This is a genomic window from Limosilactobacillus oris, from assembly GCF_025311495.1.
GTDB classification, from domain to species: domain Bacteria; phylum Bacillota; class Bacilli; order Lactobacillales; family Lactobacillaceae; genus Limosilactobacillus; species Limosilactobacillus oris_A.
The window spans coordinates 1742147-1758525 of the sequence record NZ_CP104398.1 but is presented as its reverse complement, the minus strand read 5'-3'; the positions used below and the strand labels follow the sequence as shown (position 1 = coordinate 1758525).

Annotated in this window: 14 protein-coding genes, 3 tRNA genes and 2 rRNA genes; 4 read left to right on the top strand and 15 right to left on the bottom strand. The window is 47.6% G+C overall.

From position 1 onward, the window contains the following. Positions 1–17 precede the first annotated feature (17 nt). The 3 genes from N4599_RS08715 to N4599_RS08705 all read right to left on the bottom strand — a co-directional run bounded on the left by N4599_RS08715 (position 18) and on the right by N4599_RS08705 (position 1448). On the bottom strand, positions 18–236 hold the full coding sequence (locus N4599_RS08715; RefSeq protein WP_260899121.1) for a hypothetical protein: 219 nt from the start codon (positions 234–236) through the stop codon (positions 18–20). A gap of 190 nt (positions 237–426) precedes the next feature. After that, positions 427–499: transfer RNA gene (locus tag N4599_RS08710), tRNA-Asn, on the bottom strand. 229 nt (positions 500–728) lie between these two features. Further along, the gene (locus N4599_RS08705) at positions 729–1448 is read right to left on the bottom strand and encodes a lipocalin/fatty acid-binding family protein (protein WP_260899119.1); all 720 of its coding nucleotides are present in this window, start codon (positions 1446–1448) and stop codon (positions 729–731) included. A gap of 273 nt (positions 1449–1721) precedes the next feature. Here N4599_RS08705 and N4599_RS08700 point away from each other — a divergent pair, with 273 nt between their 5' ends. The 3 genes from N4599_RS08700 (at position 1722) to N4599_RS08690 (ending at position 3895) form a co-directional block, all read left to right on the top strand. Further along, positions 1722–2801, top strand: a complete 1080-nt coding sequence (locus tag N4599_RS08700) for a GHKL domain-containing protein (protein ID WP_260899118.1) — start codon at positions 1722–1724, stop codon at positions 2799–2801. A 353-nt stretch (positions 2802–3154) separates the two neighbouring features. Then, on the top strand, positions 3155–3562 hold the full coding sequence (locus N4599_RS08695; protein ID WP_260899116.1) for a response regulator: 408 nt from the start codon (positions 3155–3157) through the stop codon (positions 3560–3562). A gap of 21 nt (positions 3563–3583) precedes the next feature. Next, complete coding sequence (locus N4599_RS08690; RefSeq protein WP_260899114.1) at positions 3584–3895, top strand: LytTR family DNA-binding domain-containing protein; 312 nt, start codon at positions 3584–3586, stop codon at positions 3893–3895. A 337-nt stretch (positions 3896–4232) separates the two neighbouring features. On the opposite strand, the gene N4599_RS08685 is transcribed toward N4599_RS08690, so the two are convergent. The 3 genes from N4599_RS08685 to metE are packed head-to-tail and all read right to left on the bottom strand — an operon-like array spanning position 4233 to position 8226. After that, positions 4233–5102, bottom strand: a complete 870-nt coding sequence (locus N4599_RS08685) for a bifunctional 5,10-methylenetetrahydrofolate dehydrogenase/5,10-methenyltetrahydrofolate cyclohydrolase (protein ID WP_260899112.1) — start codon at positions 5100–5102, stop codon at positions 4233–4235. 13 nt (positions 5103–5115) lie between these two features. After that, positions 5116–5961: a methylenetetrahydrofolate reductase [NAD(P)H] gene (gene metF / locus N4599_RS08680; protein WP_260899111.1), complete on the bottom strand. Its 846-nt coding sequence runs from the start codon at positions 5959–5961 to the stop codon at positions 5116–5118. Continuing rightward, a complete protein-coding gene (gene metE / locus N4599_RS08675) occupies positions 5962–8226 on the bottom strand; it encodes a 5-methyltetrahydropteroyltriglutamate--homocysteine S-methyltransferase (protein WP_260899109.1) in 2265 nt (754 codons plus the stop codon). Between the two features lie 128 nt (positions 8227–8354). Here metE and N4599_RS08670 point away from each other — a divergent pair, with 128 nt between their 5' ends. Continuing rightward, complete coding sequence (locus N4599_RS08670) at positions 8355–9287, top strand: LysR family transcriptional regulator (protein ID WP_260899107.1); 933 nt, start codon at positions 8355–8357, stop codon at positions 9285–9287. Between the two features lie 132 nt (positions 9288–9419). Here the strand turns inward: N4599_RS08670 and tpx are convergent, their stop codons facing one another. The 9 genes from tpx to N4599_RS08625 form a co-directional block, all read right to left on the bottom strand. Next, positions 9420–9920 carry a thiol peroxidase gene (gene tpx / locus N4599_RS08665; RefSeq protein WP_260899104.1) on the bottom strand — a complete coding sequence of 167 codons (501 nt, stop codon included), beginning with the start codon at positions 9918–9920 and terminating at the stop codon, positions 9420–9422. Between the two features lie 126 nt (positions 9921–10046). Continuing rightward, a tRNA-Thr gene (locus tag N4599_RS08660) sits at positions 10047–10119 on the bottom strand. Between the two features lie 59 nt (positions 10120–10178). Continuing rightward, the gene (locus N4599_RS08655; RefSeq protein WP_260899103.1) at positions 10179–10688 is read right to left on the bottom strand and encodes a cysteine hydrolase family protein; all 510 of its coding nucleotides are present in this window, start codon (positions 10686–10688) and stop codon (positions 10179–10181) included. A gap of 115 nt (positions 10689–10803) precedes the next feature. Beyond that, positions 10804–12345, bottom strand: coding sequence for an IS66 family transposase (tnpC, locus tag N4599_RS08650; protein WP_260898843.1), 1542 nt, complete (start codon positions 12343–12345; stop codon positions 10804–10806). Positions 12346–12411: 66 nt separating this feature from the next. Then, a complete protein-coding gene (gene tnpB, locus N4599_RS08645; protein WP_260898845.1) occupies positions 12412–12768 on the bottom strand; it encodes an IS66 family insertion sequence element accessory protein TnpB in 357 nt (118 codons plus the stop codon). Further along, a complete protein-coding gene (locus N4599_RS08640; RefSeq protein WP_260898847.1) occupies positions 12758–12946 on the bottom strand; it encodes a hypothetical protein in 189 nt (62 codons plus the stop codon). Before N4599_RS08640 ends, tnpB begins: the two co-directional genes overlap by 11 nt. Before the next feature lie 152 nt (positions 12947–13098). Continuing rightward, positions 13099–13171 (bottom strand) — tRNA-Asn (locus N4599_RS08635). Between the two features lie 6 nt (positions 13172–13177). After that, a 5S ribosomal RNA gene (gene rrf / locus N4599_RS08630) occupies positions 13178–13294 on the bottom strand. 82 nt (positions 13295–13376) lie between these two features. After that, a 23S ribosomal RNA gene (locus N4599_RS08625) occupies positions 13377–16300 on the bottom strand. Positions 16301–16379: the final 79 nt, after the last annotated feature.

Genomic DNA, 16379 nt, shown 5'->3' with positions numbered 1-16379 from the left:
GTGCTGGTAGTAGTTTCCTAACTCGTAGTATTCGCAGCAGCATAGCTAACTGCCGTGTTGGCCGGCTGAGCAAGCGTGTTTTGTGTGGCTGAAGTCGCGTCGGCAGGCGTAGCGGTGCTGGTTGACGGCGCTGGTTCGTTACTGTTAACTTGACTCGTCTGTGGCGTGGCAACGACAGTATTATCGTCAGCGGATGCAGAAGTCGTTGTAACAACGATACCGGCAAAGGCTACCAAAGTCGCGGTAACTCAGAGTTTACCGGCTTTATATAATTTCTTACGTTCTTTCATTTAAATATTTCTCCCCGAATATTTATCTTATCCTTACAAAATTTATTATATGAGGAAAAAGATCAAAATGCCACTATTTTGACGACGCAGGTACTAAAAAAGGGCTGGCGAATCATCACCAGTCCCTTTGAATTAGCTCCGGCAGTCAGACTCGAACTGACGACAACCTGATTAACAGTCAGGTGCTCTACCAACTGAGCTATGCCGGAATAATAACTTAACGAATTAATTATAGCGAATTACCGCCGTAGCCGTCAAGGAATTTTCGTTGATTATACCTGCCAGGCTTGGCTAGAGCAAGGAGTAGTGTTAGGGAGTAAGCCAGTTTCTCCGTAAAATTACAGTTAAAATAATTTTGCAATCCTATGCAACTATAAAAGCAGCCCGGGCCATGGTTTTGGCACGAGCTGCTGAAGGGTATTCTATTTTAGCTTCCCACTAATACGGCATCATTCCATCAATATATTGGAAGGTATGGCTACTACCATCAGGGTCCGTTTCTTGGTCAACCCCCATCTGGTGACCATCACTATCGGTTGCACCTGACATCACAACGTGGTGGTGTCCACCCATAGAATCAGTAAAGTCCTTTACATTCCCGTCTTGGCTGCCATCATTACCTTGTGCCGTCCCGGCGTTAGCAGCATTATTACTACCCTGGGTGTCTGCTGTTTGGTTTTGCCCATTATTAGCATCCCCATTTTGCTTATGCTGATCAGCCAGGAACTTGTTCAGGTCAAGCTTCTTAGTAGTTTTCTTGAAGTGTTCCGTATTCCAGTTACTATCCCCGGACAGGGTCAATTGGTTGCCATCAAGCGTCGCGGTCAACGGACTAGAAACGTTGCTATCCTGGAGAGTTACCGTGTAATGATCGCCATCCTTCTTCCAAGTCAGCTGGTCATTAGTATCTGGCTCCCCTGAGTCAGCATAAACGTACTGACCAGTACCATCACTCTTTAACTGGATAGCAGCTCCGTCTTCACTATCAACGAAGCTACCAACAATCTGGTCTTGCTGATGGGTTGTCTTAGTCTTCGTTTGCGTTGTCGTAACCGACGAGCGCTTGCTAGTAGCACTCGATTGCTGATTGCCACAGCCAGCCAGTAGAAAAAGACTTACTCCTACCAATGCCGTCGTTGTTGCTTTTGCAATTTCCATTCTTAATTCTCCTTCACCATTATATATGTTGAGCTGGTTTATTAAAGCGGAGATTTTTTATGGAATTTCTTTTTGGGGGATATACCGCCATCTGACGAGGGCCAAAATTCCTTTCTCGTTTTACGTCGGCTTTTTCATCGTCTGTCCTTTTCTTCAGCCGAACTTGTTTCTAAATGACTTAATTATAACCCTCTGCGGTGCACTCGCCGTTTTTTATTTCGCTAATCCAACCGAAAAAGATTTTCGACTATTATTTCCCAATTCGGAATTAGCATGCTGATTTACTACCTGGCAAACATCTTTACCTTTATTTGCGTCCGAATGCCGGTGGTTCAAGAACGGCTGGGAAGCTTGCTGGGGATTGTCAACTTCCTGGCGACCCTGATTAGTTATGCGTTTGGCTTAATCCTAATTCAAGTGACCAGACCGCTACTCGTTGACTATTTCAAGGTAACAGCTTACCACTATTCTGGATTAAAGTACCTCTTCAGTCTGCTTTTTATTCCATTATCCTACTTTTTCTACATGATTGAGTATCTACCAACGGTTCTACGTGGTATTCTCCACGCCAGTAATTTAGTTGGACTGGAGATTTTCATCGCCCTTAGCTATTATATCGTCATTGTCTTGTTATTCTACGTTGTCGGTAAGGTCTTGATGAAGAACGAACGCTTGATGTTTGCTAATGCCCAGCTATCAAACCTTGAAGATTACACTTCAGAACTTGAAGTGATGTATGATGATATGCGCCGTTTTAAGCATGATTACAAGAACGTTCTCTATAGTCTCAAGAGCGCACTTGATACGGATAATTTAGACTATGCGAAACGGGAACTGGCCCGGCTAACCAACTCCACTGCTTCCATTATTAACACACCAACCAAAGCATTAGGAAACCTTCAAAACATTACCAATCCTGGAATCAAATCCGTAGTGTATGGAAAGGTCAACCAGGCAATTTCGGATAAGTTAAACGTAACCTTGGAAGTTGCACAGCCCATCGACCTAACTGCTACTTTGAACCAGGTCGATGCCCTGAGAGTTCTTTCAATATTACTTGATAACGCGATTCATGCAGCTAAGGAATCGCAAGATAAGAAGATTGATCTCGCCCTTTATGAAAATGAGCACGCCCAGTTTATCGTCATTGGCAATTCGACTAAGCAGGAGCAGCTTGACCTAGCAGAGTTAGATGCCGGTTCGACTACCTTTAATCTTAACGCGAGTCATCACATTGGTCTCCGTAACCTCAGAATTGTTCTTGCAAAGTACCCTCAGGCGATCAATGATCGGAGCTCAAATAACTACTGGTTTGAGCAACGAATCATCCTTCCTAAGGGGGAGGGCAAATAACCATTTTACGACCTTTCGTGCGCAACGAGGGGCCGTTTTTATTTACGCTAAAGTATAAGATACTAGCGGGTAATTGGAGAAATTAATATGATTACAGTACGAAGCTCCCGACTGCAAGTCTGCACCACCATTTCCTGTCTACGTACCACAAAACACTATGTTCCGATTAAAATTATTAAGGAATAATATCTGCTAAACAAAAAGCGCTTTCACGAACCTCCTCCCCCTTTTTCTAATCGTTAGTCTGTCAACGAACGGATTATTAAGCTAATTGCTTTTTTGTTAAAATATGTCTCTGGAAAATCTTCCCTTTCATCCCAAATTCAATTGTTAATCATGGGGTATTTTTCGCAATGAACTTTTTTATCCTAGAAGATCAATGGATCGAGCAAATTAATTTGGAAAAGGCACTCAACTCAATCGCTAAGGAGCAGCAAATTGCCGTTGCCACCATCAAGGCTTACGCAACGGTCGGCGAATTAACCGCCCACTTGCCAGCGCCGAGCATGGACAACGTCTACCTGCTCGGCCTCGAAGTCGCCGGTGACACCAAGGCCGGGCTAAAAGTTAGCCGGTTGGTCCGCCAATACGACCCGTACGCCACCATTATCTTTATCACGGTGCACGACGAATTATTACCGGACACTTATCGCTACCAAGCAGCCGCCCTGGACTTTATTTCCAAAGGCACGGCCAATATCACTGAACGCCTCCGGCAAGATATTGTGCTCGTCAACCAGAAAATCAAGCAGATAAAATAGCTCAACCAGCCTACCATCCTGTTGAAAATTGGGACTGGCTATACCCGGATTGCTTTGGCCGACACCCTCTGCTTTGCCCCGAATCCCCGCAACTCGCACCAGTCATTTCTCTACTTGACGAATGGCCAGCAAGTCACGGTACACGGTTCATTGACGAGTTTGGAACGCGGCAGCCAATTCTTTTTCCGCAGTCACCGGAACTGCCTGATTAATATTACCAAGGTGAGTCAGATTAACACCCATAACCATACAGTAGTGCTGGGGCTTGCCCCCACATTTGTCCCCTTTCACGGCTCAAAACCGCGGCCCTGCTCAATCAGCTCGCCACGGTAACTAACACTAAAATCAACTAAGCTACGCCAGGATAAAAATGCCCACCAAATAAAATGGAAGCGTGAAGGCGAAGTCATTTATAACCTCGCCTTCACGCCCCCGTCGATGCGCAGCTAGTCTTTAGAAAGCACAAAGAGGGCTTCAGAGTTCGGCTTTGCCGAGCACTGAAGCCCCTTTGTGTACTTCGTTGTTCGTCTTTTATCTAAGTAATAGTACTTACGTCACAGCCCCAAGCACTTTAAGCTGTTGGAAAATCAAATAACTGCAAACCGGCTTAACTACGAAAATTTACCGCGGTCAAGCCGGTTGATTTATGTTACGAGGAATTTGAACAGAGTTATCCCACTAAAAATGAACTGAGCTCCCGCCGCCATTCGGCCAGCTCAACCGTTTGGCGCATCAGCATGGCGACCGTCAGCGGACCTACGCCCCCGGGAACTGGAGTAATCAACCGCGCCAGGGAGGCAGCGCTGGCGAAATCAACGTCGCCCACCAGCTTGCCAGATGGCAGACGGTTGATCCCCACATCAATTACCACTGCCCCCGCCTTGACGTCCCCCGCTGTAATCAGGCCAGGGGCCCCGGCGGCAACAATTAGGATGTCCGCCTGTCGGGTCAATGCGGCCCGCTTTTTAGTATGCCGGCCAACAAAGGTCACGGTCGCGTTCCGGTTATTCAACAGCGCCAGGAGCGGTTTGCCTACCAGGAGGCTCCGCCCAACAATGACCACGTTGGCCCCCTCTAGCGGCACCTGATACAGATTTAATAGCGTCATAATCCCCCGGGGCGTACAGGCGACCGGGTAATGACCACCTTGTTGGGCATATAACCGTCCCAGGTTGAGCGGATGAAGGCCATCGGCGTCCTTCGCCGGGTCGATTGTATTAACAATCTCCTCACCATTGAGCTGGGCCGGGAGGGGCGCCTGTACCAGGATTGCGTCTACACTGTCATCACGATTTAATTTCCGAACCTGCTGTAAAACAGTCGCCTGGTCAACGTCAGCTGGGAAATGGTACAGGGTCGAAGCGATGCCCAGCTTCTGTGCCAAACGGTGCTTAGTGCGGGTATAAATTTGACTGGCCGGGTCATCGCCGACTACAATTACCGCAATCCCCGGCGTAAGCTGGTGCGCTTTTAATGCTGCAACCTGCTGGCGGGTTTTTGCATTTATTTCCCGGGCAATTTTTTTACCATCAATAATCATTACATCGCCCCCCCTAACAGCTGACCTGGAGGAGCGCCCCAATGTTTTGCTCAACCTGGCGGGCGGTGTCCGCCTGGTTCATCGTGTACAGGTGGATCCCGGAAACGTCGTTGGTCGCCAGGTCGACAATTTGGTCAATCGCGTAGCTAATCCCTGCCTGTTTCAGGGCCTCGGGATGGTCATGATACTTGGCCAGGATGTCCTTAAACTTCTCTGGGACCGCCACCGCGCTAGTCCGCAAAATCCGGTTAGCCTGCCGTTCGTTAATGATTGGCATAATTCCGGCAATAATCGGCACGTCAATCCCGGCAATGGCACATAGTTCACGAAACCGGTAGTAGCAGCGGTTATCTAAGAAGAGCTGGGTAATAATCTGGTCACACCCCGCCTCCACCTTCAGCTTTAAATGCTGCAGTTCGGCCACCATATCCAGCGACTCTGGGTGCTTTTCCGGGTAGCAGGCGCCCGTAATTTGAAAATCAGGATAATTTTGCCGAATGTAGTCAATTAGGTCACTGGCGTGGGGAAAATCATTCTTTTTGGCTAACCCCGGCCGTTCGTCCCCGCGCAGCACCAGGACCCGGCCAACGTGGCGTTCCCGTAATTGCGCCATGATTCGATCAACATCAGATCGGCTAAGGTACCAAGCTGGGAGGTGAGCCATCGCCGGCACGTGACAGCAATTTTCGACGTAATCGGCAACCTTGACTGTCTCCTGAGCCAGGCGGGCCGTTTGACTGCTGCAAGTGACACTGATGAATGACGGGGCAAGGTCCTGCAGGGCGGCGAGCACCTGGTTCAGATGGTTGATGCCGACCGTGGAGTTGGGTGGAAAGACTTCGTACGATAAACTGGTCATCTAATCACCCTCCCCGAGCTGCTTGCGGACTGCTCGCGTCGCCGCGAGTACGTTGGTTAAACTAGCCTTGGTTTCTTCCATCCCCCGGGTCTTGAGCCCACAATCGGGATTAATCCAAACCTTCGGCGCGGTAATTTTCGCCAGGATCCGGTTAATCGTCGTCTGTACCTCATCAACTGACGGAATCCGCGGTGAGTGGACGTCGTAAACGCCCGGACCGACTTCGGTTTCAAAGTGCTGCTTCTTTAGCGCATCGAGGATTTCTAGGTTGGAACGCGATGCTTCAAAGGAGATCACGTCGGCATCCATGGCATCAATTGCCGGGATAATGTCGGTAAATTCACTGTAACACATATGGGTGTGAATCTGTGTTTCCGGCTGGACCTTGCTGTGGACCAAGCGGAAGGCCGGGATGGCCCAGTCGAGGTATTCTGAGTACCAGTCGGACTTTCGCAGGGGCAGCTTCTCGCGTAGGGCCGCCTCATCAATCTGGATGATCTTAATTCCGTTGGCTTCCAGGTCGAGGACCTCTTCCTGGATTGCCAGGGCTAACTGGAGGGTGGCTTCTTTCAGGCTGATGTCTTCCCGGGGGAAGGACCAGTTCAGGATCGTCACCGGCCCCGTCAGCATCCCCTTGACCAGCTTCTTGGTTTGACTCTGGGCGTATTTGGACCACTTGATGGTAATTGGTTGCTGGCGTTTAACGTCACCCCAGATGATTGGCGGCTTCACACACCGGGTCCCGTATGATTGAACCCAGGCGTTCTTGGAGAAGAGGTAGCCGGAGAGGTGCTGGCCGAAGTATTCGACCATGTCGTTGCGCTCAAACTCCCCGTGTACCAGGACGTCCAAGCCCACCTCCTCTTGCCACTTTAGCCACTCGTCAATCTTTTCCTTAATGAAGGCATCGTATTGTTCCTGGCTAATTTCGTGCCGACGGAACTGGCGCCGGACCTGCCGGACTTCCTTAGTTTGGGGGAAGGAGCCAATTGTCGTGGTTGGCAACAGTGGCAGCTGAAACGCCGCCTTCTGGAGCTGTTCACGAACTGGTCGAGCTGGCTGGCGGGTAAAGTCCGCATCTTTCAGGCTGGCAATCCGGGCGTGGAGTTCGGCATCTTCCTGTACCCGTGGGTGGGCAAATAACGCTTGGTTGGCGTGCAGCTTCCCTGCTCCCTGACCATCGTAAATCGCCGCGAGGTCTTGGAGCTCCGCCAGCTTTTCCTCTGCAAAAGCGAAGTGCTCCTTGACGTCCGGTGCAAAGTCCTCGTTAGCCACCGTAATTGGGACGTGGAGCAGGGAACAAGAAGTATTCACCACGACCTGCTTGGCCCCGACTGCTTTAAGCTGGGCTAAACTCCGGTCGTAGTGGTTGCGCCAGATGTTTTTCCCGTTAACTACCCCGGCAAAAAGAATCTTATCATCCGGGAAACCGTGACTGACTAATTGCTGGGTTTGTTTTCCTTCCACAAAGTCCAGGCCGAGCCCATCGAACGGCAGACTGATTAGATCGTCATAGACATCCCGGACGTCGCCGAAGTAGGTCTGTAAGAGGACCTTTAACTTCCCCTTGGCAGCCAATAGCGGACGGTAGAGGTCGTTAAATAGCTGCTGGTCTTCAGCAGTCAGGTCCTTAACCAGCGCTGGTTCGTCAAGCTGGATCCAATGGGCGCCCTGCGTGATGAGCTTGGTGAAAACCGCCTGGTAGGCCGTCACGGCGTCCTTGACAAAATCGCTGGCAGTCGTATTCTGGTACTCACTCAGTTTTAACAGGGTGAAGGGACCAAGCAGGACCGGCCGGGTAATGATTCCTAATTCCTTGGCCTCCGCAAACTCGGTAAAAATCTTGTTTCCAGTCAGCTTGAAGCGGGTATCCTGGTTAAGCTGGGGAACCAGGTAGTGGTAGTTGGTGTTGAACCATTTCTTCATTGGCCAGGCCAACACATTACCCGCTTGCCCCTGGTAGCCCCGTGCCAGGGCGAAATACTTATCTAATTCGGAGAATGGCAGGTCCTGGACATTCTGGGGAACCAGGTTAAATAAAAAGGCAGCGTCTAGGGTTTGGTCATAGTATGAAAAGTCATTGCTGGGGATTTCGCCAATGCCCGCCTGGCGGAGCAGCTCCCAGTTGTGGCGCCGCAGTTGTTTTGCCGTCGCCCGTAACTCTTCCTGGTCAATCGCGTTTTTAAAGTATTTCTCGGTAGCAAATTTCAGTTCACGCTTCTCGCCGATTCGCGGGAAGCCAATAATTGTGGTGGTTGTCATCATTCAGTCATCTCTTTCGTTTTTTATTTGTCTAATAATCTACCATGAATGTCTGTTATTGAATAACTGTTAAATATTTGAACCCGATATAGGGAAAGACTATAATGCTAATAAAAAAAGGATGGCCATCGATGCGAATTAAACAACTGGAATACCTCGAAGCGGTGATTGAGACCGGCTCAATTAATGAGGCGGCGAAACGGCTCTACCTCACCCAGCCCAGCCTCTCGAGTGCGATTAAAGACTTAGAAAAAGAAATGGGCATTATAATCTTTCAAAGAAGCAATTCTGGCGCTCGTTTAACCGCCGACGGTCATGAATTCATGAATTACGCCAAGCAGATTTTAGACCAGGTCCGCCTGCTCGATGACCGGTTCAAAAAACAGCAGCCCCTCCACCAATCATTTGCCGTTTCCGCCCAGCACTACGCCTTTGTAGTCAACGCCTTCGTGGAACTAATCAAGGAGATCAACTCACCAAGCTATAAGTTCATCTTGCGGGAAACTGAAACGGAAAATATCTTTAACGACCTGCGTACGTTTAAAAGTGAGCTCGGCGTGCTCTATATCAATAACTTTAACCGCCGGATCATCAGCAAACTGTTAACAGAAAACGGTTTAGAATTCACACCGCTTTTTACGGCCCAGCCGCACGTCTTTTTGAGCCGCTATAACCCCCTTGCCAAGCGTCACTCAATCAGTCTTGCCGACTTAACCGAACTGCCCTACCTGTCCTTTGAGCAGGGCGAAAACAACTCCTTTTACTTCTCTGAAGAAATCCAGTCGACCCTCAGCCATAAAAAGGAAATTAAGGTTAGCGACCGGGCAACCATCTTTAACCTGATGGTCGGCTTGAACGGTTACACCATTAGTTCGGGAATTATCAGCAGCAAACTTAACGACGACAAGATTGTCGCGATTCCTTTGGAGCTTGATGATCCAATCACGCTTGGAATTGTCCAGCACCAACACACAATCACCAGCCAGCTGGGGCAGGAATACATCCAATTGCTAAAGAACCACATTCGCGATTACGGCTTCCCAATTATTGGTGAAGACGAATAAAAAAGGGAGCGCGAACCACCAAAACTTGGTAGTTCACGCTCCCCTTAATCTTTAAAGATGCTAGTTCTTTAATTATTGAAAAGATAATGTGCGAACCCTACAGGCTAACTTCATGTTGTAACCATAGAGCTCCTACTTCGCCAGTGTTTCCTTTAAGGACGCCAGTGCCTGGTCGTAATCCGGCTCGTCAGTCAGTTCAGCAACGATTTCCCGGTAGACAACCTTCCCCGTAGCATCGAGGATCCAGACTGACCGGGCCAGGAAACCCTCGTCCGGGATCAGCAGCTTGGATTCGTAGCCAAACGATTCTTCACTGTCAGAAACGAGTTGCATGGTTTTCACGCCTTCAGCCGCGCACCACTTTTGCTGGTCGGCCGTGGTATTAGTCGAAATCGTCAAAAAGTTGACGTCTGGAAACTGGTCCATGGTCGAATTAAATTGCTTGGTCTGGAGACTGCAAACTGGGGTGTTAATGTCCGGTACGACACTCAAAAGGGTTACCTTACCCAGCAGCTCCTTCAATTTAACCTTATTCCCATTCTTGTCAAAAACCTTAAAATGAGGAAAATCATCGCCAACCGCGGGCGGGTTGCCGACTAACTGCCGCTGTTCACCATTGATTGTGATTTCCATCCGTATCAGCTTCCTTTCTCAATTGAATTATATTCAGTATAACAAACTCCACCTAGAAAGCAGTAATAAATTAAAAAAGACTGGATAATTTCCCTTATTAGGAATTATCCAGTCCACACAAAGTAGTGCCAACTAGAGGAGTCGAACCTCCGACCTTCTCTTTACGAGGGAGATGCTCTACCAGCTGAGCTAAGTTGGCATGACTTACCACAAGTCAACGTTAGTTATTATATCATGATGACTTCGCCTTGAAAATACCTATTTTGTTTTTATTTTAGAAATAAATTTTAGGAAATTCTGCCCCCAAATCTCTTCAAAATACTGAATCGTCTGTCTTACTGTTAAAAACTTGTTATCGACCGTACTGCTTGCCCCGGGCACCATCTCCAACCGGTAGCCAAGGCCATGCGCCATCTTAATCGTAGTATCAACACAGTATTCAGTTTGCGCACCGCAAATCTCTAACTCGTCCCCCTGCCGCTGTATGAGGAGACTCTGGAGGTCGGTCTGATAAAAAGCATTGAGCTGCGTCTTATTGACATAGAGATCCTCTTCACGGACATCTAGTTCTGAGAGTAATTGCCAAGCAATCGTCCCCCTAGTTAAATTCATATTCTGATGTTGAATAAAGATAATCTGCAGCCCTTGTTCACGAAACCACCTGATTCGACAATTGACTAAGGTAACTAAATCCTTTAATCGAAAGAGAGTCTGTCCCTTTGTTCGACAAACACCATTTTGCATATCAATCACCAGCAGGGCCCGCATTTTAATTTTTCCTCCCTTTCAGCTAGAAACAAAGTAAGCAGTCGTTATTGATACGTATTGACAAAAAGGCGTCCAAGGCCGAATCTTTTTGATCTAGTCTTGGACGCCTTCTTGTTTATTCATGACAATTTCTTTGTACTTGTTTTGCCCATGGCAAATAAGCCTCGAGGCCTTCGTCCTCGCGGTTTGGTAGGTGATCAAATAAGTATTTAAAATACTTATAGATATTCAAATGATTTAATTTTGCAGTGGCAGTTAAGCTGTAGTAAACTGCACTGGCTTGTGCACCATCAATACTTTTAGCGAATAAACTATTTTTACGAATCAGAGTTGATGGTCTGATTGTTTGTTCCACCGGATTATTGGTCAATGGAATTTGTCCATTTTCAAAGATTCGATATACTCGCTTTTTAAGTTTCAAGGCATTATTAATGGCTGCTTTTAATTGACCCTGGGGAAAGTTAATTTCTTCCAGATAATCATACAGTTGGTCTACTAAAGGCTTAACCAACAACTTTCGTTGTTGAAGCTTTTCAATTTGATTATGATACTTTAACCGATTTTCGTAATAAAAAATCGGACGCATCAATTTTAGCACTTGATAAGCCTTGGAATGCTTCAACTGCTCCTTTTTCAGTAGCCGTGTTATTCGGTAAAACTCACGACGAATGTGAACCAGGCATGAACCAAACTTTGCCCTAGGATATAGTCGATTACTATAACCACCATAGCCGTCGCACATAATAACTCCATTGTAATTGTGCCCCATAAGCTTACCGATTATTTTACCCGAACGAGTATTAAAATAATGAAACAACGCAATTTGATGCTTACTAAACTCTTCGGTAGTTCTAGTTACCCAGAAGTAGCTGGTTTCATTACGCTCATCGATTACTTTAAACGGTGTTTCATCCATATGAATAACCGCCTCTTGCTTAGTTAGATTAAGTAGCCGTTGATATAGGGGCTCTAAATAAGTTTGACTTACTTTGATAATATTAGTTGCTAATTGGCGCCCTTTGACTGGCAAACCTAAGGCTTGCCAGAGCTTAATTTGGCGATGAAATGGTAACGCCAAGTTAAACTTATATTCCGCCACTTTCGCTAAAATTGAGCTGGAAAAATAACTATGCGGTAAGAGACTCTGTGGCATCTTACTACTAACAATTTTATCGCCACCACGACGGTGGCACGTTTTACAGCGATAACTTTCCTGATAGTAGTTTACACATAAAAGTTCTGCTGGCTTTAGTTTTGGTTCACGACTATACAGATGTTTTCCAATTAGTTTCATTTCTTGATGACAATCTGGACAAAGGTTACTTTCAAGGTGAATAACATGATTAATTTGAGGCAAATTATTCAAAAAAGTAGTCCGTTGACCACTTGCCTTGGGCTTGCGGTGACGCACTACTTTCCTTGGTATTTGTTCAATCACTTCAGTGATTGATACATCGCTGTCTTGTAGCTGATTTAAGATTTGGTCATTAAAAAGTGATTGTTGGCCCTCAGCTACTTTATCAATAACTTCAGTTTTTTTCCCAAACATTTGATTCTGTTGAAGCTTAATAATTGCCATTAATTGGGCAATTTTCTTATTTGCTTCTGCCAACTGTTCTTCTAACTGTTTAATTCTCTTCTCGGCTGAATCAGTCATCGTGCGTCACCTCCTTTGATGTCCTTGATATTATACCAAAGAACCATCATTTTAAAAAGGAGTGATCTAATAAAAACTACCGGGTTTGGCAGGCTTAATTTGCTTTACCGGAAGCGGATTAAGTCCTGCTAATAACCACTTAACTTGTCTGCTGGATAGTTGTTTTGCCTCCTGACTGTACCTGGGCCACTTAAGTCGGCCATTTTCAAAGCGTTTGTACAAAAGGATAAATCCTTCACCATCCCAAAATAATCCTTTGAACCGATCATTTCTACTTCCACAGAAAAGAAATAAAGAATTATTGTATAGCTCAAGTCCATAGTTCTCAGCGATAACCATTGCTAAACCATCAATGCCTTTTCTTAAATCCGTTTTACCGCATACCAGATAGACATAATCCGGGACCGTCCAATCAATGAGCATAACGAACAATCACCTTAGCTATTTCACTTACCAAATTAGGATTAGCTCCGCGGAAAGCAGTTAATCTTATATCATTAACTTCCATTTTTACTGCGGGCCGCGAGGCCATGCGTTTGCTTTTATTAAAGGTATCCTTACTTTTAAAAACTGGGGTAATAATTTCAGATTTTTCTTCCATCAAAAATGCCTCCTACACTGGGATAGTCTCAGTATAGAAGGCACATTGAATAATTCATAGACGTGTTGTTATTGACTGCTTACGAAACAAATCAAAGTTCATAGTATACGAAAAGAGCCGCCAACAAGCAGCTGGCGACTCTTCAGTAATAACTCCGGCAGTCAGACTCGAACTGACGACAACCTGATTAACAGTCAGGTGCTCTACCAACTGAGCTATGCCGGAATAATCGCGTGGCAACGTCCTATCCTCGCAGGGAGCGATCCCCCAACTACTTTCGGCGTGTTGAAGCTTAACTTCTGTGTTCGGCATGGGAACAGGTGTATCCTTCAAGCCATCATCACCACACTTCATCTCTTCCGAGATGAGAGCTTGCGCTCTCAAAACTAAACAATATCTATCCCTTTCCAACAAACCTTTCCGCTTTGCCTTGGTTAAGTCCTCGACCGATTAGTAATGGTCCGCTCCATGCATCACTGCACTTCCACTTCCATCCTATCTACCACATCATCTTTGTGGGGTCTTATTTCCCCGAAGGGAATGGGAAATCTCATCTCGAGGCGAGTTTCACACTTAGATGCTTTCAGCGTTTATCTCGTCCATACATAGCTACCCAGCGATGCTCCTGGCGGAACAACTGGTACACCAGCGGTATGTCCATCCCGGTCCTCTCGTACTAAGGACAGGTCCTCTCAAATTTCCTACGCCCGCGACGGATAGGGACCGAACTGTCTCACGACGTTCTGAACCCAGCTCGCGTACCGCTTTAATGGGCGAACAGCCCAACCCTTGGGACCGACTACAGCCCCAGGATGCGATGAGCCGACATCGAGGTGCCAAACCTCCCCGTCGATGTGGACTCTTGGGGGAGATAAGCCTGTTATCCCCAGGGTAGCTTTTATCCGTTGAGCGATGGCCCTTCCATACGGAACCACCGGATCACTAAGCCCGACTTTCGTCCCTGCTCGACCTGTCTGTCTCGCAGTCAAGCTCGCTTGTGCCTTTACACTCTCCGAATGATTTCCAACCATTCTGAGCGAACCTTTGGGCGCCTCCGTTACCTTTTGGGAGGCGACCGCCCCAGTCAAACTGCCCACCTGACACTGTCTCCCAGCACGTTCAGTGCTGCGGGTTAGAGTGGTCATAATGCAAGGGTAGTATCCCACCAGCGCCTCCAGCGAAACTAGCGTTCCGCTTTCTACGGCTCCTACCTATCCTGTACAAGCAGTACAAACACTCAATATCAAGCTACAGTAAAGCTCCATGGGGTCTTTCCGTCCTGTCGCGGGTACCCTGCATCTTCACAGGGATTTCAATTTCACCGAGTCTCTCGTTGAGACAGTGCCCAGATCGTTACGCCTTTCGTGCGGGTCGGAACTTACCCGACAAGGAATTTCGCTACCTTAGGACCGTTATAGTTACGGCCGCCGTTTACTGGGGCTTCAATTCTGAGCTTCGCCGAAGCTAACCCATCCTTTTAACCTTCCAGCACCGGGCAGGCGTCAGCCCCTATACTTCATCTTACGATTTTGCAGAAACCTGTGTTTTTGATAAACAGTCGCCTGGGCCTTTTCACTGCGGCTGGCCTTGCGACCAGCACCCCTTCTTCCGAAGTTACGGGGTCATTTTGCCGAGTTCCTTAACGAGAGTTCTCTCGCTCACCTTAGGATTCTCTCCTCGACTACCTGTGTCGGTTTGCGGTACGGGCAGTTGAATACTCACTAGAAGCTTTTCTCGGCAGTGTGACATCGGCGACTTCGTTACTTTAATTTCACTCCCCATCACAGCTTGTCAACTCGCAACTAAGCATTTGACTCAGTTACTGACTTACTGCTTGGCCGCACTCTTCCAATCGTGCGGTTCGCTTAGCCTCCTGCGTCCCTCCATCATTCAAACGCATTCAACTGGTACAGGAATCTCAACCTGTTAGCCATCGCTTACGCCTTTCGGCCTCGGCTTAGGTCCCGACTTACCCTGGGAGGACGAGCCTTCCCCAGGAAACCTTAGTCATTCGGTGGACAGGATTCTCACCTGTCTTTCGCTACTCATACCGGCATTCTCACTTCTAAGCGCTCCACCAGTCCTCACGGTCTGACTTCGCCGCCCTTAGAACGCTCTCCTATCACGTGCACGTAGTGCACATCCACAGTTTCGGTAATATGCTTAGCCCCGGTACATTTTCGGCGCAGGATCACTCGACTAGTGAGCTATTACGCACTCTTTAAATGGTGGCTGCTTCTGAGCCAACATCCTAGTTGTCTATGCAACTCCACATCCTTTTCCACTTAGCATATATTTAGGGACCTTAACTGGTGATCTGGGCTGTTCCCCTTTCGACGGTGGATCTTATCACTCATCGTCTGACTCCTGAGTATAAATCGATGGCATTCGGAGTTTATCTGAAGTTGGTAACCCATGACGGGCCCCTTGTCCAAACAGTAGCTCTACCTCCATGATTCTTTTCCTCAAGGCTCCCCCTAAAGAGATTTCGGAGAGAACCAGCTATCTCCAAGTTCGTTTGGAATTTCACCGCTACCCACACCTCATCCCAGCCATTTTCAACTGACACGGGTTCGGTCCTCCAGTGCGCTTTACCGCACCTTCAACCTGGACATGGGTAGGTCACCTGGTTTCGGGTCTATAACTACATACTTCATTCGCCCATTTAAGACTCGCTTTCGCTACGGCTCCGACTTTTCCGTCTTAACCTTGCATGCAATCATAACTCGCCGGTTCATTCTGCAAGAGGCACGCCGTCACCCTTTAACGGGCTCCGACTGCTTGTAGGCACATGGTTTCAGGAACTTTTTCACTCCCCTTCCGGGGTGCTTTTCACCTTTCCCTCACGGTACTGGTTCACTATCGGTCACTAGGTAGTATTTAGCCTTGCGAGATGGTCCTCGCTGCTTCCGACGGGGTTTCACGTGTCCCGCCGTACTCAGGATCCTGAACGGAGAATGTGACGTTTCGTCTACGGGGCTATCACCCTCTCTGGCACAGCTTCCCAGCTGTTGCGACTACGTCGCATCTTGGTAACTCCATTGTTCAGTCCTACAACCCCAGTAAGCAAGCTCACTGGTTTGGGCTCTTCCCCTTTCGCTCGCCGCTACTCAGGGAATCGATGTTTCTTTCTCTTCCTGCAGCTACTGAGATGTTTCAGTTCACTGCGTCTTCCCCCTGCTAGCTATAGATTCACTAGTCAGGTAACCAACGACTAAGCTGGTTGGGTTTCCCCATTCGGAAATCTCCGGATCAAAGTGTACTTACCACTCCCCGAAGCATATCGGTGTTTGTCCCGTCCTTCATCGGCTCCTAGTACCAAGGCATTCACCATGCGCCCTTCATAACTTAACCTTGATGATCACTTCGTGATCACCTTGATTAATTGAGTTAGCGATTATTTCGTTAATTAAACTCAAATAACGCGGTGTTC